The organism is Maribacter aquimaris (assembly GCF_014596745.1).
Lineage (GTDB): Bacteria > Bacteroidota > Bacteroidia > Flavobacteriales > Flavobacteriaceae > Maribacter_A > Maribacter_A aquimaris.
This window is the reverse complement of sequence record NZ_JABTCF010000003.1, coordinates 63,421-85,283: the sequence shown is the minus strand read 5'-3', so window position 1 is coordinate 85,283 and position 21,863 is coordinate 63,421. Positions and strand designations below refer to the sequence as shown.

At 39.3% G+C, this 21,863-nt stretch carries 12 protein-coding genes; 8 read left to right on the top strand and 4 right to left on the bottom strand.

Annotated elements, in window-relative coordinates; genetic code table 11:
- From HPE56_RS06430 to HPE56_RS06415, 4 genes are read right to left on the bottom strand one after another with little or no spacing between them, the layout of a single operon-like run.
- On the bottom strand, window positions 1-1,572 hold the full coding sequence (locus HPE56_RS06430) for a solute:sodium symporter family transporter (protein ID WP_188242952.1): 1,572 nt from the start codon (window positions 1,570-1,572) through the stop codon (window positions 1-3).
- A 27-nt stretch (window positions 1,573-1,599) separates the two neighbouring features.
- Window positions 1,600-2,472 carry an inositol oxygenase family protein gene (locus HPE56_RS06425; RefSeq protein ID WP_188242951.1) on the bottom strand — a complete coding sequence of 291 codons (873 nt, stop codon included), beginning with the start codon at window positions 2,470-2,472 and terminating at the stop codon, window positions 1,600-1,602.
- Between the two features lie 17 nt (window positions 2,473-2,489).
- Complete coding sequence (gene uxuA, locus HPE56_RS06420) at window positions 2,490-3,671, bottom strand: mannonate dehydratase (protein ID WP_223170233.1); 1,182 nt, start codon at window positions 3,669-3,671, stop codon at window positions 2,490-2,492.
- A 23-nt stretch (window positions 3,672-3,694) separates the two neighbouring features.
- Window positions 3,695-4,507: an SDR family oxidoreductase gene (locus tag HPE56_RS06415; RefSeq protein ID WP_188242949.1), complete on the bottom strand. Its 813-nt coding sequence runs from the start codon at window positions 4,505-4,507 to the stop codon at window positions 3,695-3,697.
- A 337-nt stretch (window positions 4,508-4,844) separates the two neighbouring features.
- Between HPE56_RS06415 and HPE56_RS06410 the strand changes: the two genes are divergently transcribed.
- The 8 genes from HPE56_RS06410 (at window position 4,845) to HPE56_RS06375 (ending at window position 21,812) form a co-directional block, all read left to right on the top strand.
- Window positions 4,845-7,931: a SusC/RagA family TonB-linked outer membrane protein gene (locus HPE56_RS06410; protein WP_188242948.1), complete on the top strand. Its 3,087-nt coding sequence runs from the start codon at window positions 4,845-4,847 to the stop codon at window positions 7,929-7,931.
- Between the two features lie 18 nt (window positions 7,932-7,949).
- Entirely contained in the window at window positions 7,950-9,623 is a 1,674-nt protein-coding gene (locus tag HPE56_RS06405) for a RagB/SusD family nutrient uptake outer membrane protein (protein ID WP_188242947.1), read from the top strand.
- 170 nt (window positions 9,624-9,793) lie between these two features.
- The gene (locus tag HPE56_RS06400) at window positions 9,794-11,866 is read left to right on the top strand and encodes a GH92 family glycosyl hydrolase (RefSeq protein ID WP_317173183.1); all 2,073 of its coding nucleotides are present in this window, start codon (window positions 9,794-9,796) and stop codon (window positions 11,864-11,866) included.
- 3 nt (window positions 11,867-11,869) lie between these two features.
- Window positions 11,870-13,498: a glycoside hydrolase family 28 protein gene (locus HPE56_RS06395; protein WP_188242946.1), complete on the top strand. Its 1,629-nt coding sequence runs from the start codon at window positions 11,870-11,872 to the stop codon at window positions 13,496-13,498.
- Between the two features lie 57 nt (window positions 13,499-13,555).
- On the top strand, window positions 13,556-15,613 hold the full coding sequence (locus HPE56_RS06390) for a glycosyl hydrolase 115 family protein (protein ID WP_188242945.1): 2,058 nt from the start codon (window positions 13,556-13,558) through the stop codon (window positions 15,611-15,613).
- On the top strand, window positions 15,610-17,925 hold the full coding sequence (locus HPE56_RS06385; protein WP_188242944.1) for a GH92 family glycosyl hydrolase: 2,316 nt from the start codon (window positions 15,610-15,612) through the stop codon (window positions 17,923-17,925). The genes HPE56_RS06390 and HPE56_RS06385 overlap by 4 nt, the downstream gene beginning before the upstream one ends.
- 3 nt (window positions 17,926-17,928) lie before the next feature.
- Window positions 17,929-19,233 (top strand): alpha-L-fucosidase, encoded by a 1,305-nt coding sequence (locus HPE56_RS06380; RefSeq protein WP_188242943.1) that lies wholly within the window; start codon window positions 17,929-17,931, stop codon window positions 19,231-19,233.
- Between the two features lie 26 nt (window positions 19,234-19,259).
- Window positions 19,260-21,812, top strand: a complete 2,553-nt coding sequence (locus HPE56_RS06375; RefSeq protein WP_188242942.1) for a glycoside hydrolase family 3 protein — start codon at window positions 19,260-19,262, stop codon at window positions 21,810-21,812.
- The last annotated feature ends 51 nt before the right edge of the window (window positions 21,813-21,863 follow it).

Here is a 21,863-nt window from a genome sequence, read left to right as displayed (position 1 = left end):
TTATGAAAGTAATACGTAGATAAGAATGGTTAAAAAAACTAAGATCGCGCCTGCGATATTAACGGCGGACCAAGGTTTTTCTTCAGTCAATTTCTCTTTATAGACTTCCGCTTTTTTAGTTGTACTATATCTGGAAACCAAGAACATAATAATAAAGTTCAACACAAATTCAATGCCCCATAAATGGACAAAATGTATGTTGATATCCAAAACGAAGGTGGTCAGTATATAAAATGTGAATCCGAAAAACAATCCGGCTTTTGCCCCTTTGGTATTGATTTGCTTAAAAAATATGCCCGCAATGATTATGGATGAAATGGGAATAAAGAAGATACCGTTCAATTCCTGTAGCAACATATACAGACCGTCAGGCGCATAGGCCACAAAAGGGGCTACGATAATGGCTATTGCAGCCAAAATGACCGATGATAATTTGCCGTACTTTACCAGTTTGGCGTCAGACGCATCCTTATCGATGATTTTTTTGTAGATATCCAAACAGAAAATGGTACTTGCCGAGTTTAAGACACTGTTGAAGGTACTTAGGACAGCACCTAAAATGATGGCAGCAAAAAAACCATACAAATAGGTGGGTAAAACCTTCTTCACCAGTAAGGGATAGATTAAATCGGGGGTTTCATAATATTGGTCCTGAAAATAATAGAAAGCAATGAGGCCCGGGAGTACTATGATTATAGGTACGAATAATTTCAATACCCCAGTGTAGATCAAACCTTTTTGCGCCTCAATAAGGTTTTTGGCTCCAAAAGCCCGCTGAATAATGGACTGGTTCATTCCCCAGAAATATAATTGATTGATCATCAACCCCGTGAACAATACGGAAAAAGGCAATACAGAGTCTGGTTTGCCTATAATGTCGAATTTGGCTGGGGCAAAATTGTAAACGGTACGCAATCCATTGAAAATATCCCCATTTCCAATCTGGTAGAGTGCGATGGCGGGAATGAGCAAACCCCCCAACATTAAACCCACACCGTTCAACGAATCGGAATATGCAATGGCCTTTAATCCACCAAATACGGCATAAAAAGCACCGATAATCCCTATGGTGAGCACGGTGTACACTAAGGATGCTTCATTTGAAATTCCGAACATGTTTGAAAAATCAAAGACACTTTCGATATTGATTGCTCCTGAATAAAGTACAATCGGTAACAGCGTAATAACAAAGGAGGACATAAGTAAAAAAGCCACTATGGAACGAATATGACCATCAAAACGTTTCTCTAAAAATTCGGGAATGGTCGTTAGCCCCATTTTCAGGAACTTGGGAATAAAGAATATGGCGGCGATAACCAAGGCAATGGCCGAAGTTACTTCCCATGCGATGACGATGATTCCGTTCTCGTAAGAACTGCCATTCATACCGATCAAATGCTCGCTAGAAATATTGGTAAGAATCATGGAACCCGCAATTATGGGTCCAGTAAGACTTTTTCCTGCTAGGAAATAACCTTCCGATGTGGTAAACTTATCTTTTCGAAGCTTATAGCTCGTGTAAAATATAACAAGTAGCGTAAAGCCGAAAAATCCCAAATAAGTAGATAACATAGAAAAGTTGGTTTGGTTGGTTTTTGATTAAAATTTTATGACATCCGGCAAGTATTTTTTCACCAATTCCTCATAGTAGGGTCTAAGGGCCTTAACATCAGGTTTCACGGGAGCTTTGGTATAGAGGTCGTAGGGATTGAACTTTTTGACCCATTCGAACATCTCGAGGTCCTTTTCATTCATTAAATGGGTATAGGCCCCTTCGCGATGCTGGGCATAAAAAGAATGATATCGTATGATGTACAAGGCTGGTTCGGGCAAATAATCCTTTAGGATTTGATATAGGTACTCGTCATGTCCCCAGCTCATTTTCACATGGTCCAATCCGCAATTGGGCTCGTATATACCGTATTTAGTATTGAATTTCCCATTGGTTGAATCGGGGTTGTCCGCAAAAAATTCAGGGTATACGATGGTATCGGAAAATTTACATCCTACCGGGAAAGTGTCGCCCACGACAGCCCATTGTGGTTCCCCGAATAGGCATAAGACCTTGCCGATATCGTGCAAAAATCCAGTTAGGACAAACCAGTCAGGATGCCCATCGGCCCGTATGGCCTCCGAGGTTTGCAATAAGTGTTGCAGTTGATCCAGATCAATATCGGGATCACTATCATCGACCAAGGTATTCAGAAAGTCTACGGCTTCCCAAAGGGACATTTCCTTTTTGTCGAACTTTAAGAACTCTTTTTCTTTTTGGCAGACAAAGTCATAGGTTTGGTAGCGATGGTTAACCCTATAAAATTCCCGAACCGTATCGACACGTTCTGAATCGACATAGTTTCGGAACTCTTTCTTATCCTTTTCCATATCGGTTGGATCTGGATAGCGTTCTTTTAGGTTGTCTTCCCAATCGTCCAAATTTTGCATGGGATTGTTTTGGTCTGTCGAATTTTTCATAAGCCGGAGTATTTCAATTAAAGTGTCAATGATTTTCTAATTCCCAATTCCAAACCACGTATTTCGGCCAAACCGCGTAAACGGCCTATCCCGGAATACCCTGGATTGGTCTTTTTTTGTAAGTCATCGAGCATTTGATGCCCGTGATCAGGACGCATGGGGATATGGTAATCGGTACGTCCTTCCTTCTTTCTTCTTGCCTGTTCCATAAGGATTTCCTTTACAATGGTAAACATGTCCACATCCCCTTCCAAATGATTGGCTTCATAAAAATTGCCTTCCTCATCGCGTTGTGTGCTGCGCAAATGAACAAAATGTACCCGGTCTGCAAACCTTTTGAAAATCTGGACCAGGTTATTTTCAGGAATAACCCCTAATGAACCGGTGCAAAAAGTAATGCCATTCGATAAACTGGGCACTTGCTCAAATAAATATGCATAATCGGCTTCTGTGCTGACTACGCGTGGTAGACCAAGGATTTGATAAGGAGGGTCATCGGGATGAATACACATGAGCACCTTATTTTGCTCGGCAACCGGAATAATTTCCTTTAGGAAAGATACAAGATGTTCTTTTAATTTGGTCCCATTGATATCGGAATACGTGTTAAGGATATCCTGGAACTGTTCTAAGGTATACCCCTCTTCGGCACCGGGCAAGCCAGCGATGATGTTATTTGTTAATTTGGTTTTTTCTTCTGGGGACAGGCCGTTGATGTATGCTTTGGCTTTGGCCTTTTGATCCTCGGAATAGCTTTTTTCGGCCCCCGGTCTTTGTAATAGGTATAGTTCAAAGCCGGCAAAGGCAGTCACATCGAAACGTAAGGCCCTTGAGCCATCTTGTACTTCGTAGTCCAAAGAAGTTCTCGTCCAATCCAATACAGGCATAAAATTATAACACACGATTTGTATGTCACAGCGAGCAAGGTTTTCAATACTTTTCTTGTAGTTTTCAATATAGAGCTTGTAATCCCCTGTTTGGGTCTTAATGTTCTCATGGACTGGGATGGATTCAACAACAGACCATATCAATCCGGCATTTTCTATTTCCTTTTTTCGCTTGTTGATTTCTTCTACCGTCCATATTTCACCATTGGCTATATGGTGTAAGGCACTGACCACTCCAGTGGCACCGGCTTGTTTTATATCTTGTAAGGAAACTGGGTCATTGGGACCGTACCATCTCCAAGTTTGTTGCATTGTCATTTTTGGATGTTTTTTAATTATACCCCACTAAAGGCACTGAACCCACCATCAACCGGAATAACCACTCCTGTAATGAATTTTGCGGCATCACTACATAAAAAATGAATGGCACCATTGAGTTCGTCGGCTTCCCCAAAACGATTCATAGGGGTGTTCTTGATAATGGTATTGCCGCGTTCCGTATACGACCCATCGTCATTGGTCAATAGTTTCCGATTTTGGTTTCCAATAAAAAATCCAGGGGCAATAGCATTCACACGTATTTTACCCCCAAATTTCGTGGCCATTTCCACGGACATCCATCGCGTAAAATTTTCCATGGCCGCCTTTGAGGCCGAATATCCAACAACACGGGTAATGGCCCGCTCTACGGACATGGAGGAATAGTTCACAATGGCACCCTCTTTTTGTTGGGCCATAACCTCACCGAAAACCAGGGAGGGCAATACGGTACCGTTTAAATTAAGGTCGGTTACTTTCTGAAAATCATCTATGTTCAAATCAAAAATGGTTTGGTCGGGCCCAATAGTGGCACCGGGCATATTGCCACCAGCGGCATTCAATAGAATATCGATTTTATTGAATCGAGTAAGTATTTTATCCCTATTTTTTGCTAAAGTAGCCTTATCCAGGACATTGGTAACAAGTCCAATGGCTTCACCACCGTTGTCAATAATGGCATTGACTTTCGCAGCGATGATTTTCTCGTCCCTATCCAAAATCACGATTTTAACCCCTGCTTCGGCTAAATTGTCAGCGATACATCCTCCTAGGACTCCGGCGCCTCCGGTAATTACCGCTACTTTACCCTTAATATTGAATTGACCCATAATGGATTTAAGTTTTGATCTTTACGAATTATATATTTCCATGTTTACGAATATAAGATCTGTTCTTTGTGTACGGATGGATTTAACAACCAAAATCATGGATATATTTCGCATATCCTCTCGGTATTTTGTTGAATTATTGTCGTTTTTTAGCATAAATATTTGAATATAATATATAATTCAGTGGTAATATTTAAAGAATCGAAAACAAGTGATTTGAATGGTCTTTCCATGTTTTTGAATGAAAAATCCATCTTGAAAAGGATTGACTGTTCTAATTTTAACAAAACATTAATATCCATACGAATAATCACATTTTTAACTAAACTAATTTAAAATGGAAAAACTTAAACTATTATTAATGGTCTTGTTCATAGGCATTTCTTCAAATGCTTTTGCACAAACAACAGCGGTCTCCGGGGTTGTTGTTGATGACCAAGGTATTGCCTTGCCCGGAGCCAATGTTTTGGAGAAAGGCACAACGAATGGTGTAGTAACCGATTTTGATGGAAATTTCATAATATCGGTAGCTGATGCCAACGCTACATTGTCCATATCCTATATAGGATTTGAGACTAAAGAAATCAAATTGGATGGCTCATCTAGCTATTCCGTGCAATTGGCAACCTCTTCAACCGGATTGGATGAAGTTGTGGTCATTGGTTATGGTACGGTTAAGAAAAGTGATTTGACCGGGGCCGTAGCGTCTTTAGATAGCGAAGCCTTAACGGATCAGAAAAAGACCGACTTAGGCCAAGCTCTTCAGGGTAGGGTCGCTGGTGTTGACGTTAGAACGTTGAACTCAAAACCGGGTGCACCACTCTCAATCAAAATAAGGGGTAATACAGTTATTACAGCCAATCAAAGTGGAGAAAAAGATGGCGTAAGTGATAATTTGGATGATGACCCATCCAAACCGCTCTTTGTGGTCGATGGAATTTTCTTTGATGATATCAGCGTTTTGAACCCTGCCGATATTGAGCAGATGGATATTTTAAAGGATGCATCAGCAACAGCTATCTATGGGTCTCGTGGTGCCAATGGTGTTGTGATCATTACCACAAAAAATGGTGTTGAGGGTAAAACGGTTTTTACCTATGAAGCCTCCTTTGGGTTACGTTCAGCAACCAATATTCCAGAGCTTTACGATGGACCTGGATATGTTGAATTTGTCGATGATGTATTAAAGGCTAGAGCATGGCAAGGTACTTCTGGAACCGTAGCGGATTACAATAATGTAGTTATTGACCGATCTACAGAATTTCAATCGTCTAATGAAGAGGCCGATAATGTCGCCAATGGTAGATATACTGATTGGATGGATATGTTTAGAAAAACCGGGGTGCAGACGAGTCATACTGTCGGCATGTCAGGCGGTAAAGACGGATTGGTCTATAGTGGGTCCCTAGGTTATTTGCATGATGAAGGTATTATGGGTATAGAGGAGTATGAAAGATACAATCTAAGTGCATCGATATCCAAGAAAGTTTCCGATCAATTGACCGTAGGCATAAAAACTTATTTGGCATTGTCCGAGCGTGAGCAGGGCAGTAGGGAGTTGTTCAGGAGTACTTTACGTTTGGCACCTACAGTGAATCCTTATGATACAAATGGAGAACCGATAATGTTTCCAGACGATCAGGATCCCCGATTCACGAATCCAGTTTATGAAGCCGATGGGGCTTGGCGTAATAATGACAGGTCTTTAGATGTAATAGCCAATGTATTTTTAAATTACAAACCTACGGATTGGATTAATTTTAAAACGCAATTTTCTCCGAATGTTAGTGCCCAACGTTATGGGGAGTATCGAGGGTTATTAACAAAATCATCTCGTAATGATGGTTCTAGAATACGGTCCTATTACAGTTCTTCTTTGAATACTTCCTATACTTGGGATAATATCTTGGATTTTGATTTTAAGATTGCTGATGGGCATAACCTTAAGACGACTTTAATAAATTCCATTTATTATAATAACCCGGAAGGCAGTGATATCGAGGTGAGGAATTTTGATACGGATGCTTATTTGTTTTTCAATACCGAAGGAGGTGCCGATGTCGCTAGGGCTTATGGTAGTTATTATGAAAAAGAAACCTTGGCTTCTTTCGCAGGACGTTTAAACTATAGTATTAAGGATAAATATCTTTTTACATTTACAGGCAGGTATGATGGTTCATCGAAATTGGCTGTAGACAATAAATGGAAATTCTTTCCATCTGCAGCATTTGCGTGGCGAGCTAGTGAGGAACCATTTCTTCAAGAAGTGGATTGGTTGAATAACCTAAAACTACGATTAAGCTATGGGGAATCAGGAAACGACCAAACAGTCAATCCATATAGTTCCTTGGCTTTTTTAACACAAAGTAGTTATTTATTTGGTGATGATTTTGAAATCGGGAAGGTCGTTGAAGGCCTATCGAATGCAGATTTAACATGGGAAGTGTCCAAGGAATATAATTTTGGGCTGGACTTTGCTATTTTAAAAAATCGATTGAGTTTTGGCGTTGAAGTCTATAATAAAAAAACCGAAGGGAGTATCCTAGCGAGACAGTTGTCTTATGTAACCGGTTTTGGAGGTGGAGGTACCGTAGGCAACTTTGGTTCTGTACGAAACAAGGGTATGGAATTCACCCTTAATACCGTAAACGTGCGTAACGATAATTTTACTTGGCGTACAAATATAAACTATACTAAGAACGACAATGAAATTCTAGAATTGTACGGCGGTTTAGATCAGATATTGGTGGGATCCGATAACCGTTTAAATGGAGTTTTACAGGTAGGGGCCCCTATCGATGCGACTTTCGATTATGAAGTTGATGGTATTTGGCAAATTGATGAAGCTGCAGAGGCAACTTCTTATGGAGCTTTACCTGGTCAATATAAATTTGTTGACCAAAATGGTGACGGGGAAATCAATCTAGAGGATAAAAAGGTCATAGGGTCACAATCCCCAGATTGGATTGCGGGTATGACCAACACCTTCAATTATAAGAATCTAGAATTGAATGTTCAGGTGAATACAAGACAAGGAGTTTTCGGACATTCAGAATTTCATCAGAATTTTGCAACTTTTAATGGGGATAAGGCTGTATTCAATAGCTTAAAGCAAGATTATTGGACCCCAAACAACCCTGATGCAAAATATCCTTCACCTGAATATGGTGAGGATAGCACTAAGTCATGGTTCTATGAAGATATGTCTTTTGTAAGGGTAGGTAATATTGGATTGGCGTATCAATTTCCACAAGAACTTATGGATAAATTAAAGTTATCTAGCTTACGTTTTTCATTGGATGTCCAGAACCCTTTCACTTTTACGGACTATGATGGTCCAGATCCAGAAACTGGTCTACAGAATTCCTATAATATGGGATATTCGGTTAAAACAGTATTGTTTGGCCTAAAATTATCTTATTAATTATAAAAAAACAAAAAGATGAAAATATTTAAATATCTAAAATATATAACTGTCTTCTCGGTTATTCTGATGCTGTCATATGCTTGTAATGACTATATAGAGGAAGAGATCTATTCCGACATCACCAGTGAAAACTTTATTACGCAGGATAACGCGGATCAATTGGTTGTTGGGGTATATGGTAGCCTTCGGGAGGTATATCGTGACTATACGTTCGAATTTATGGGTACAGACATTTTTGCCAGTAAAGGGGAGGTCTTTTCATTCAGCCCAACCAATGATTATTTCAATTTAAGCGCTGATACAGGACTATCGGTTTGGTCCAATAACTATAGTGTTATTGCTAAAGCGAATACAGTTATCAACAGATTTGAAAATCAGATCAGTTGGAGTGATGCCAATTTAGGTGAAAGGGATTACGGAATTGCCCAGGCAAAAGCGTTAAGGGCATTGGCTTATTTTAATCTTGTACAGCAGTATGGAGGGGTAGTCTTGGAGTTGGAGGAACCACAAAGCATACGTACCGATTATGCCAGATCAACCGAAGCGGAAACCTATGCACAGATTATTGCCGATTTAGATGCTGCACTACCCAATTTATTGGATAACCCTGATACGGGTAGATTTTCCAAAAGGGCAGCGCAACATTTACTGGCCGAAGTTTATTTGACCAGGGGTTATACTTCTTTTGCAGAATCGAATGATTTTGAAACTGCGGCTGCATTGGCAGAGCAGGCTATTGGTAATTATGATATCAGAAGTCAATCATTTGCAGAGGTTTTTGAATATGACAACCAAGTGAATGATGAAATACTTTTCGCCATTCAATGGGGAAGTGGTGGTTTAACAGCTGATAAGAACAACAATAAGCATTCTCTTTTCATGAACCAGGTATTTAATTATCCTGGAATCAATCGAACTACAAGTCCTTATGGTACAACTGGTTTTGGAGCCATGCCTACACCATTTTTCTATTCATTGTTCGCGGACAATGACAGTAGGGAAGATGCTACTATTCATAGAGCCTTATTTGCTGATATAGAAGACACTTATGATGCGGACAATGATGGGCCTTTACCAGAAGATGTAATACAACCTGGAGATACTGTTATATACTATCCTAAATATGCCCTTGATGCTTCAGAATTGGCGGACAAATTGAACCGTTATTACGTGTATCAACCAAATCAGTACTTATTTGGCCTTCCTGATAATGTACCTGGTGCTACCTATCAATATAGCGCAAACATAGAAAGAACCAATTTTCCGATCTTTAAGAAATTCGATGATCAGGATTTTAATGAAGATACTGAAGGCGCACGGGACACTTATGTGTTTAGGGTAGCAGGTACCCACTTATTAGCGGCGGAAGCTTATTTAGGTGCCGGCAATACGGCATCGGCCCTATCACATTTGAATATTGTAAGGGAACGGGCTACCGGAGTGGCCAACGAATATACTGCGATCACCATCGATGATATCCTGAACGAAAGGGCCTTAGAGCTTGCAGGGGAAGCTAACCGTTGGGCAGTACTCAAACGTACCGGTAAATTAGAGGAACGTATCGATCTTTATAACCCACAGGTCATCGACCATGGAGCTTTTGATGCTAATAAACACTTGTTGCGACCAATACCTGCAAATGAGTTACAGCTTTCCGATGGTTCATTGGAACAGAATCCTGGGTACTAAATTTTAAATAGAATATATAAAAGTTGAGTTGTTAGTTTGAGTTAGTTGTCAAATACGGGCAGGTATAAAAGCCTGCCTGTATTTTAATACCTCACTGATAATAGTATTTATAGGATTTTTTCAATACATATTTCTTCGTACAATAGTGTTCATTATCAAATTTAATTGAAGTGAAAAAAGGAGTAAAGTTTTTTTATTTGGTTTTAATCTTCTTGTTTTTTGTTGGATGCACTACTACCGCACAAAAACAAAAGGATAATGTAAATTACATTGATCCGTTTATGAATACGGCTGATGATCATGGCCAAACCGACGTTGCCGCAGCTGTTCCTTTTGGTATGGTAAAACCGTGTCCGGATACGAGACCAATTGCGCATTCCGGTTATGATTATAACGCCAAGGAAATCATAGGTTTTTCCAATACAAGATTTTCTGGTGTAGGGTGTCGCGGGGTTGGTGGAAACTTAAGAATCCTACCTTTCGTACTATCAGAGGGTGATTCCATTGCTAAGGCGCAAACCTATTCAAAAGAAAGCGAACAAGCTAAGGCAGGGTTTTATTCGGTTGTACTTGATAATGGGGTTAAAACCCAACTCACGGCAACGCGACAAGTCGCATTTCATGAATATTCATTTCCCAAAACTGAAAATGCAGGTTTCACTATAGATTTAAAAAGTTCGTTTGTTGAACATATATCTGAGCAGCATCAAATAACCAACAATATTTTAAGCGGAAGCATAACAAGTGTAAATGTTTGTAAAAAAGGCAAATATACCTTCTATTATGCAATCCATTTCAATGAAGAACCAACAGAAATCAAAGAAGATAACTCAACATTGATATTTGGATTTTCCACAACAAAAAACCAGCAAATCTTGTTGCGTTGTGCATTATCGGTGGTAGATGAGAAAAGTGCCATTGAAAATTTAAAAGAGACAAAGGGTTTAAGTTTTTCACAAGTAAGATCAAACGCATCCAAAGCATGGAAGGATCTTATTAACGTTATTAATGTTGAAACTGAAAATGATACTTTAAAGCAATTATTCTATACACATTTATACCATGCCACACAATCGCCATTTATGATCAATGATGAAGATGGGGCTTACAGAGGTAGTGATGGAAAGTTGTATTCATCAGAAAAATCATATTATCATGGATGGTCGATTTGGGATACGTTCAGGACCAAATTACCTTTATTTTCATTTTTATATCCAGATAGATATAAAGATATGTTGTTGTCTCTTAAAGCTTTGTACAAACAAGGTAAACCGGATTGGACAACAGATACCGAGCCTTTTCCAACGGTACGTACGGAGCATTCCATTGCTGTGATACTAGATGCCTATCGCAAAGGAATATTACCATTTGCTTTACCTGATGTATACGAGGAACTCAAGGAAGAAGCTAAGCACTTACCATTTAAATCACCGGACAATATATTGGAATCAAGTTACGATTTATGGGCACTTTCAGAGATTTCAAAAATAATTGGCGAGGACGAAGATGCTGGGTTTTATAACGATAGGGCATTTGAATATAGAGCCTCATGGAAAGACAAGTTTTTGACCATGAATGAGAATTCCGACATCATGCATGGCGATGGTTTGTATGAAGGAACCTTATGGCAATACCGATGGTTTGTTCCTTTTGATATCAATGGAATTCAATCCTTAATGGGAGGAAAGGACGTCTTTGAAAATGAACTTGATTATTTTTTTGAAAATGAACTTTTCAATATTGGAAACCAGCCAGATATTCAAGTACCATATTTGTATGCCTATACCAAATCACCGTGGAAGACCCAAAAGTTGGTCGATGAACTATTGAACAAAGAAACCAATAATTGGTATGGCACACATGAAAAGTTGAACGAACCTTTTACAAGAAAAATATTTACGCCAACACCTGATGGTTTTATAAAAGAAATGGATGATGATGCCGGTACGATGTCATCATGGTATGTGTGGTCATCAATGGGCTTATATCCCATTTTCCCTGGAAGTACAGAGTTGGCCTTGACAGCACCTCAATTTGACAAAGTAACGATAAAGACATCGAATGTACCCTTGCAGATTATTGTAAATGGTAGATCGCCGGAAAACATATTCATTCAAGAAGTAACATGGAATGGAGATGAAATTAATTCAAGTATTATAGACTTTAATTTAATTTCCAAGGGCGGGGTTTTACAATTTGAATTAGGTGACCAACCTAATAAAAACTGGGGTAAAATAAATTGAATTATGTGCATTAAATCGAATTTTCAGGAAATATTGCTTTGTTTTTTACCGATCTTATTTTTGGGTTCATGTAAAAACACATCTGAAAGCCAATTGGATTTTCCTAAAAAAGGGAACGTATTGGAATATGTACAAAAAACGAATGATAAAGAATATTTGATTTCTGAATATGGTATTGTTCCAGATATAAAAAGTGTACTCACCGATAAGTTACAAAACCTGATTGATCAGGTACATCAAAATGGAGGGGGCACCTTGGTATTTCCAAAAGGCCAATATCTTACCGGCAGTCTTCAAATGAAATCCAATGTTAGTTTATACTTGAAGAAAGGGTCTGTGCTATTGGGGAGTACTAATCCGTATGATTATAAAAAGATACCGATGGAAGGTAGACCGGATTCACCAAAAAAAGATGATACCCCGGAAATAGCATTATTGGAGGCATTCAAGGCCAATAACTTTAAAATTTATGGCCAAGGTAAAATTTATGGCCAAGGCAGGGAGTTAGCGTTGAATGTAGATAGTCTGCACCATGCAGGGATACGGGTTGACCCAAAATATAACTACCGGCGTATGAGACCCCATGAAACCGCAAGGCCAAAATTGTTTCGGTTTTCCACCTGTGAAAATGTCGAGATTTTGGATGTGGAGCTCCATAATGGATCATGCTGGGGACTATCATTCGAACTTTGTCATAAATTGAGATTGGACAATCTCACGGTAGTCAATAGAGCTTACTGGAACAATGATGGAATCGATATCACGGATTGTGAAAATGTTCAGGTTACCAATTGTGATATTGATTCTGCTGATGATGGTATTTGCCTGAAATCCTATTATCCAGGACGTTTCAATGATAGTATTTATATAGCGGATTGCACTGTAAGATCTAGTGCGAGTGCGATAAAATTTGGTACAGCCTCCTACGGCGGTTTTAAGAATGTGAACATTGAAAACATTGAGGTTTTTGATACTTTTCGATCGGCAATAGCTATCGAAAGTGTCGATGGGGGCATTATTGAGAATATCAGTATTTCCAACATTCTTGCCAAGAATACGGGAAACGCCATTTTCATTCGATTGGGACACCGGGATGGCCACCAGCCAGGGGTAATAAAGAACATACATATTAAAAGTATGAAAGTTCAGGTTCCCTTTGAAAGACCTGATATTGATTATGATCTAAGAGGTCCTGAAGTTGATTTTTTCCATAACCCTTTTCCTTCTTCAATAGTGGGTATCCCAAAACATAATATTGAAAATGTCGTCATTGAGGATGTTGAGATCACCTATCCTGGAAGAGCCACGAAGGGTATGGCGTATGTACCTATAAGTCGACTGGGGCAAGTACCTGAAAAAATAAAGGACTACCCGGAATTTTCAATGTTCGGGGAGCTTCCGGCATGGGGTTTTTACGTAAGACATGCCAGTAATATAACCTTTGACAATGTTCGTTTAAAACTGGATGACCTCGATTTTAGACCAGCATTTGTTTTTGACAATGTCGATAACCTTAAGATGGGCAATGTGCAAATACCAACATTCGGTCATAAACAAATTGTATTGAAAGAAACGTTGGAAACAAATCTCAATCGAAAATTGGAATCGGAAAGCATTCATGTGTTAAAATAAAAAAAATAAAACAATCATTATACTTAGAAAATAGGCATGCACTACAAAAGAAAGAATATGAAGATGTCATTAAGTTATTGTGTTCTGCTAATACCGCTTTGCATAGCATGTGTTATGGTATCTTGCTCCGAGGGAAATAGTGATGATCTCTATATCGTACGTGGGAGTGATATAACCGAAGTAGAAAATAACACCTTGATAGATCTTGAGAAAGATTTAAAAAAAGTATTGGAGGGGGAAATAAAATATATTACCGATACAGAATCGCTTCCTAGTAATAGTAATGTTCTCATCGTAGGCACAGCGGATTCAAATAGAAAGATAAAATCTTTGGTAGATATTAAGAAATTGGAATTATCATCTGCATATCCCGGACCTCGTGGCGGAATCTGGAGCAAGATTGATTTAGAGAATAATGTCCAGGCCATAGTTTTAGGCGGATCGGATACACAAGGATTGCAGTATGCCATATATGATTATAGCAAAGAAATACTGGGTGTGGATGCACTGGAATATTGGACGGGTAAGTTGCCACAACCCAAAACTTCAAAAGCTTTATTCAATTTTGAGCCGAAAACCATAGCTCCTCCACAGATACCCATTCTAGGGTATTTTGAAAACGATGTGGACGAATTGGCCAATTATCGTGGGAAATTATTGGAGTACGATTGGGAAAGCTATACCGAAATGATCAACTCTCTGGTAAGACTGCGTTATAATGCCATTCAACTGTTTGATATGTTGGGACGTCCGGAATTCTTTATACGTCCGGAATACAAAAAATTGAGTCCCGATTATGCAATACGGGAAACCTATATAGACAGCCTTATCGATTATGCCCAAAGTAAGGGAATGATGGTGCAGATCGATGTAAGCATGGGCTATAAAATAAAACCTCTGGATCAGGATAAGGCCGATTGTTGGAAAAACCATAAGCAGGATTGGATCGATACATGGAAATACTATTTTGAGGAAACCCCCTTTAAAAAGGCCGATATCATCTCACTGCGCCCACGTAACCAAGTTTGGGATTGGGAATATAAGAGTTCTTGCGGAGAGGATAAAATAGCAGTATTCAACGAAGTGTACCAAGTATTAGGTGATTTAATTGATCAGTACAATCCGAAAGCAAAAAAGGTAATGGTCTGTTATGCTGACGGAATGGAAATGTTCAATGAGAATTTACACCCCCCCAAAGATTGGTTGGTAGCATGGTCCGATGATGGTTTCTCTGGTTTCAAGCATCTTCCCAAAAGCAATAAGGGGTACGGTTTTGGCACATATATGCATGCCGGTTTTTGGCTGAACCATACCGTGCATGATCCTTATCCGAAGAAAATAGATACCATTATGAAAAATATGGTAAACGATTTTCAGGCCGATAAATATTGTTTGGTCAATGGACAACAGTTTAGACCTTTTTTACTCAATATAGAGGCATTTTCAGAAATGTCAAAGGATGTAAATGGTTTTGATGGTGAGAAATTCTATACAGCTTGGACGCAGCGTTACTTTACCCCATCCGTTGCCGAAATTGCCGTAAAATCCATGAAAAGGTTGCACGAGGCCCAATTAGATCGCGGGGGGTATGTAGAGCATTTGTGGGAAATACGGGAAACGGTTTCCTATTTGAGCAATGCACCTATCCGTAGACCGGGTAAAACCCCTGTGCCTTATGATTATGCTGCTGTTGAAGAGGATTACGAACATGTTGAAAAACGTCTCGGACTTGCGGGGGAGGCCCTTGAATTGGCTGTTGAAGGAGAAAAATCGGTACAGAAAGAGGATACTTTTTATCATGATTATATCGTATTGCCTATTCACCTATACTACGACCTATTGGATTTTGAGCATACGTTGCACCAAATGGCACAATTAAAGAAAACCTTTGAGAAAACGAATGATTCGGGAGCCTTGGAAAAAGCTTTGGAAATGTTGCCCATAGCGAATGAAAAATTAGAAATACTTCACAAGAGGAGTTTGGACGGTGATCGTAACACAAAATGGAAGAATTGGTACAATCCAGAAATACGAAGGCCAAACAACGGTTTTCCCTCAAAACAAATGTTAGACGACATAAAAACAAACTTGGTCCTTTTAAAAAAAAGTAAATGAAACGATTCCATACAGTCCAAAGCATAGTCATTCTTGCGATTCTAATTTCTTTCAATTCGTGTCGCCAAAAAACGCCTGCTGTTGTAGCAAAAGAACATCTATCCGATAAAGTATATGCTATTTTGGATACTGAAAATTCGAGATGGTTCTTTTTTTCATCCGCAAACCGTCCTTTTGGGATGGTCAATTTAAGTCCGGATACCGAAATAAATGGGGCATGGGGAAGCGGTTATCGATATGCTGTTGATACAATAAAGGGCTTTAGTCATATCCATGCTTGGCAGATTTCTGGATTGTCAGTGATGCCTGTGACCCTTGATAAGTCGAATGAGAATACTATTTATACTGATTTTTATTCCTCGTTCAGTCATAAAAAAGAGTCCATTCACCCAGGGTATCATTATTTGGAATTGGAACGATATGGGATTATTACGGAATTGACCAGTACCAAACGAGTTGGTTTCCATAAATATTCATTTCCGAAAGATAAGGAAGCAGGTATTTTATTCAATCTGAATACGGTTTTAGGGCCTTGTGAGAATATTGAAGGTGTTTTGGAAAAATCAGGGGATAAGGAATTATCAGGAAAGCTTATAGCAGTAGCTACGCATCGACGACCAAAGCCATTGACCATATACTTTAAAATTGAATTGAATACCCCTATTGAATCCATTGGGCGTGATCCCGAAACAGGGAATTATTTACTAAAGTTAAAACCTACGGAAGATTCGGTATTGATGAAGGCAGGTATATCGTACACTTCCATAGAAAATGCAGCCAAAAACATCAGGGAAGAAATACCAAATTGGAATTTTAACACCGTGGTCGAGGATTCCCGTAATGAATGGGATGGTTTATTGGGAAGGATTAAAGTAAAAGGGGGAACGGAAAAAGACCAACGAAGGTTTTACACCGACCTTTGGCATGCCTTGCAAGGCAGAAGGATTATTAGTGATGTGAATGGTGCCTATCCCGATAATACCGGTGAGACATTTCGTGTTGGACAATTACCGCTCGATGAAAAGGGCAAACCCAAATTCAACCACTATAATTCCGATTCATTTTGGGGGGCACAATGGACAATCAATACCCTTTGGGGCTTGGTTTACCCAGAAATAAAGGAAGAGTTTGTGCATTCCCTTTTACAATATGGGAAAGATGGGGGATTGATTCCTAGAGGTCCATCAGGGGGTAATTATACCTATGTAATGACCGGTGCATCCAGTACTCCATTTATTGTAAGTGCCATACAACAAGGTATTATCACCAATGATCTGGAGGATATTTATCAGGCTCTTAAAAAGAATCACATGTTAGGCGGTATCATGGGTAAGGCTGGTTATGAGCATAAGACCGATTTGGGTGGTGGATTAAAATATTATATCAATAAGGGTTATGTGCCCTATCCAATACCTGAAGGTAATTTCGGGGGGCATCAAGATGGTGCCAGTCTTACTATGGAGTATGCCTATCAAGATTGGACATTGGCGCAATTAGCAAAGAAACTTGGGCATCAGGATGATTATGATTCTTTTATAAAAAGATCTAAAAATTATCAGAATGTCTTTGATACATCCAAGGGCTGGATGAGGCCCAAGGATGTGGATGGAAAATGGTATGAAGATTTTGATCCCTATCAGGTTGAACACGGTTTTATTGAATCAAACGGGGCACAATCCACTTGGTTTGTGCCACATGATATTAGCGGTTTGGCTACTTTAATGGCAGGTAAGGAAAAGGCTGCGGAAAAACTGGACAATCAATTTATCGAGGCTAAGAAACTTGGATTCACTGCCGGGAATTCCCATGATCAGGAATTACATCCTGAGTACAGCCGTATTCCAATCAATTATGGTAATCAACCTTCGATTCAAACAGCTTTCATTTTTAATGAATTAGGCCGTCCCGATTTAACACAATATTGGTCAAGAAAGGTAGTGGATAAAGCTTTTTCGGGTTTATCGCCATCAACAGGTTATAATGGTGATGAGGATCAGGGATTAATGGGGAGCTTGGCCGTATTAATGAAAATTGGGTTGTTTCAAATGAACGGGGGAACTGAAGCCAATCCTGAATACCAAATTGGAAGTCCCATTTTTGATGAGATAACCATCAAACTGAATCCCAAGTATTATTCAGACAAAAACCTTACCATACAGGCTGTGGAAAATGCACCAAACAATACCCAAGTCGATCAGGTAAGGTATAATAACCAGCCTATTGAAAATTTTAAGATTAAGCATAGCGAAATTATTAAGGGAGGAACATTGATTTTGGAAATGTCCAATAGGACGACAATAGATAAAAATTAAATTATGAGGGTAAAAATTAAAATCACCATTGGTTTATTTTTAGTCGTGTGCTTCACAACGTATGCCCAACTTAAAAACAAACCAGCCTTAGAAGAAGAATTTATGGATATGGGCTTTGGTGTATTTGTACATTGGAGCATGGATTCGCAATTGGGAAGTGTTATCAGTCATTCCTTGGTTGGAGCCTCGGAAGAGTATGTGGATAAATATTTTAAGGAACTTCCCAAAACATTTTATCCGGATAAATTCGATGCGGATGAATGGGCACGTTTATTTAAGATCACAGGTGCGGAATACGTGGTTTTCACCACCAAACACCATAATGGGTTTTGTATGTGGGATACTAAAACTACGGAGTTCAACATCATGAATACCCCCTACGGTAAGGATATTACGGGCATGCTTTTTAAGGCATTACGTAAACAGGGCTTAAAGGTAGGCGTGTATTTTTCCCCTGAGGATTTTTCTTTTTTGAACAAACAAGGAACACTTATTTCACGCAAACGGGAAAAAAGCCAAATTACTGAAAATGCTGAATTATTGGCCTATGATAAAGAGCAGGTTAAAGAACTGGTTTCAAATTATGGACCAATAGATGTACTCTTTTTTGATGCCTTTAAAACAGGACCATTAGTTCAATATGTGCATTCCTTAGACCCCAATATTGTGGTAACAAGGGGGGAAATGAAAACGCCGGAACAAACGATACCGGACGGACCCATGCCCGGACCATGGGAAACCTGTATGACCATGGGTACCCAATGGCAATATAAACCGACCAATGAAGCGTATAAGGATGGAGGGGAATTGATTGGGAAATTAATTGAGATTAGGGCTAAGGGAGGTAATTTTCTTATGAATGTAGGGCCTAAGCCCAATGGGGAAATACCGATTGAACAGGAAGAACGTTTGCGGGAAATAGCGTTGTGGATGTTTGTAAATGAAGAAGCCATAAAAGGCGTTCGTCCTATGGAAAAAACGATAAAGGATGGTTATGCCTGGTTTACCCAAAAGAAGGGGGAAAATGCGGTTTATGTATTTATTACGGGTCAGAAGGACTGGTTTAAAGGAAGACGGCGCAGTTTTTTACTTAAAAATTTAAAGGCTACCGATTCCACGACCATTTCAGTATTGGGACAGAATGACAAAGTAGTTGAATATTGGCCCGAAAACATTCCAGAATCAAGATTTATACAACATGAAGAGCTCTTGGAAATATCCATAGCCCGGGCACAAAGACTCTACAATGATAAAGTTTGGCCTAATCCGGTTGTAGTTAAATTAACCAATGTCGAAATAATAAAGTAGTACGAACGAAATCAAAGTATAAGAAGATGAAATGCTTATGTGTTTTAGCGATAGGTCTATTACCATTATTGGGGATTTCCCAAACTGTATACCCTTTTAAGAATCAAGAACTTCCGATTGAAGAGCGCGTTCAGGACTTAGTGGACAGATTAACAATGGAAGAAAAAGTATCCCTGTTGATATCCACTGCCGAAGCTATTCCTAGATTGGATATCGATAAATATTATCATGGGAATGAAGCCTTACATGGAGTTGTGAAAGGAGGGCGTTTTACGGTATTTCCGCAGGCTATCGCACTGGCGGCAAGTTGGAATCCCGATTTGATTTATAAAGTTTCCACCGCAATTTCAGATGAAGCCCGGGCCAAATGGAATTTTTATAACCAAGGGGAGGACCAAAAGAATAAATATAGCGACCTTTTAACCTTCTGGTCGCCAACCATTAATATGGCTAGAGATCCTAGATGGGGACGCACCCCGGAAACCTATGGGGAAGACCCCTATTTAACAACCCAGATTGGGCTTTCTTTTGTAAAAGGTTTACAGGGTATTGATGATAAATATCTTAAAGTGGTGTCTACACCCAAACACTTTGTGGCCAATAACCAGGAAGAAAATAGATTTGGTTACAACGCCAAAATTTCCGAAAGGGCATTGCGCGAATATTACTTCCCTGCCTACAAGGCCCTGATCCAAGATGGACATGCCCAATCCATTATGAGTGCTTATAATGCGATCAATGGGGTTCCCAGTACCGCCAATAACTGGTTGTTGAATACGGTATTAAGGGATGAATGGGGGTTTAAGGGGTATGTGGTCAGCGATTGTGGGGCTCCTACCTATATCGAAAAATCGCATCATTTTGTAACCGATAAGGAGCAGGCTGCGAAAGCCGCTTTAGAAGCTGGATTGGATTTGGAGTGCGGTGATGATATCTATGCAAAACATTTACTGCCTGCATACAAAGCAGGTCTTGTATCTAAAGAAAGTATCGATAAGGCGGTTTTCAGGGTTTTGAGGGCACGCTTTAAGTTGGGCATCTTCGATTCCGAAACAAATAATCCCTATACTAAAATATCGCCGGAGGTAATCGGCTCAAAAAAACATCAGGACCTTGCCTTGGAAACTTCAAGACAGTCCATTGTATTGCTTAAAAATGAACGAAACATTTTGCCTTTGAATAGCAATGCGATAACGAAATTGGCTGTGGTTGGTTTTAATGCCAATCAGGTGGTGTTTGGTGATTATAGTGGATTGCCTGTCATTTCACCCATTTCCCCCCTTCAAGGTATAATCGATAAGGTAGGGGATAAGGTAGAAATCGAATATGTGAAATGGAAAACGGCAGCCCGAAATTTAAATCTTATTGAAGCGGAATACCTACGAAACGATTCCGATGAAGGTAAGGGGTTGTATGCGGAGTATTTCGATGATAAATTCCTTGAAGGGACTCCCCAAACTAGAATAGATAAAGAGGTTAATTTTGATCCAGTAAATAATCCACCAGATCCTTATACCAATTATAGACATAAATCTATGCGTTGGACAGGCTATATTACACCAAATGCTTCAGGAACATATAAAATCGGCGTCAATTCAGACGATGGAATACGTTTATGGTTGAATAATGAATTGGTGGTCGATGAATGGCACAATAGGGGAGCGACCACCGACCAAGTAGCCATTGAAATGGAAGCAGGTAAAAAATATCCCATTAAACTGGAGTATTTTGATAATGGGGGTGATGCCATTTGCCAATTACTATGGGAAGTGCCCGGAAGTACCGATGATTTGTATCAAGAAGATAGGCAGGCAGCAGAAACGAGCGATTATGTCATAGCCGTAATGGGAATCAATAAATCGATAGAAAAAGAAGGTAAAGACAGAACTTCCTTGCAACTTCCCCAAGACCAGGTCAACTATTTAAAAGAGATGTATGCCATTAACAAGAATATAATCGTTGTTTTGGTGGCGGGCAGTTCCTTGGCCATTAATTGGATAGATGAAAATGTCCCCGCCATACTGGATGCATGGTACCCCGGTGAAGCTGGGGGAACCGCCATTGCCGATGTTTTGTTCGGAGATTATAATCCTGCTGGCAGATTACCATTTACATTTTATAAATCGGTTTCCGACTTACCATCCATGGACAATTACGAAATCACCAATGGCAGAACCTATATGTACTTTAAGGGCGATGTACTGTATCCTTTTGGGTATGGGTTAAGTTATACGGAATTTGATTATGGGGGCATAAAAATCGAAAAGGAAAACGATGTTTTAATGCTTTCCTCTACTATAAAGAATACAGGGGAATTCGATGGTGATGAAGTGGTACAATTGTACTATAATATCAAGGAATCATCCGTTGTACGGCCTTTGAAAAAACTCATAGGTTTTAAAAGGATATCCTTAAATAAAGGGGAATCGAAAACCATACAGTTAAAGGTATCCAAAAAGGATTTGCGGTTTTGGGATGATCAAAATAAGGAATGGACTTTTGTAAAGGGTAAGTATACATTTATGATCGGAGCCTCCTCCCAGGATATTCGTTTAAAGAAATCGATAAAATTGAGATAATAGTAAAGTCAAAAAACATTGGTTTTTTACTTAACAATATCTATTCAATAT

Bases quoted from the DNA above. Each gene is read 5' to 3' on its own strand.
- HPE56_RS06430 (WP_188242952.1), bottom strand. From the start codon at position 1,572: ATGTTATCTACTTATTTGGGATTTTTCGGCTTTACGCTACTTGTTATA.
- HPE56_RS06425 (WP_188242951.1), bottom strand. From the start codon at position 2,472: ATGAAAAATTCGACAGACCAAAACAATCCCATGCAAAATTTGGACGAT.
- uxuA (WP_223170233.1), bottom strand. From the start codon at position 3,671: ATGCAACAAACTTGGAGATGGTACGGTCCCAATGACCCAGTTTCCTTA.
- HPE56_RS06415 (WP_188242949.1), bottom strand. From the start codon at position 4,507: ATGGGTCAATTCAATATTAAGGGTAAAGTAGCGGTAATTACCGGAGGC.
- HPE56_RS06410 (WP_188242948.1), top strand. From the start codon at position 4,845: ATGGAAAAACTTAAACTATTATTAATGGTCTTGTTCATAGGCATTTCT.
- HPE56_RS06405 (WP_188242947.1), top strand. From the start codon at position 7,950: ATGAAAATATTTAAATATCTAAAATATATAACTGTCTTCTCGGTTATT.
- HPE56_RS06395 (WP_188242946.1), top strand. From the start codon at position 11,870: ATGTGCATTAAATCGAATTTTCAGGAAATATTGCTTTGTTTTTTACCG.
- HPE56_RS06390 (WP_188242945.1), top strand. From the start codon at position 13,556: ATGAAGATGTCATTAAGTTATTGTGTTCTGCTAATACCGCTTTGCATA.
- HPE56_RS06385 (WP_188242944.1), top strand. From the start codon at position 15,610: ATGAAACGATTCCATACAGTCCAAAGCATAGTCATTCTTGCGATTCTA.
- HPE56_RS06380 (WP_188242943.1), top strand. From the start codon at position 17,929: ATGAGGGTAAAAATTAAAATCACCATTGGTTTATTTTTAGTCGTGTGC.
- HPE56_RS06375 (WP_188242942.1), top strand. From the start codon at position 19,260: ATGAAATGCTTATGTGTTTTAGCGATAGGTCTATTACCATTATTGGGG.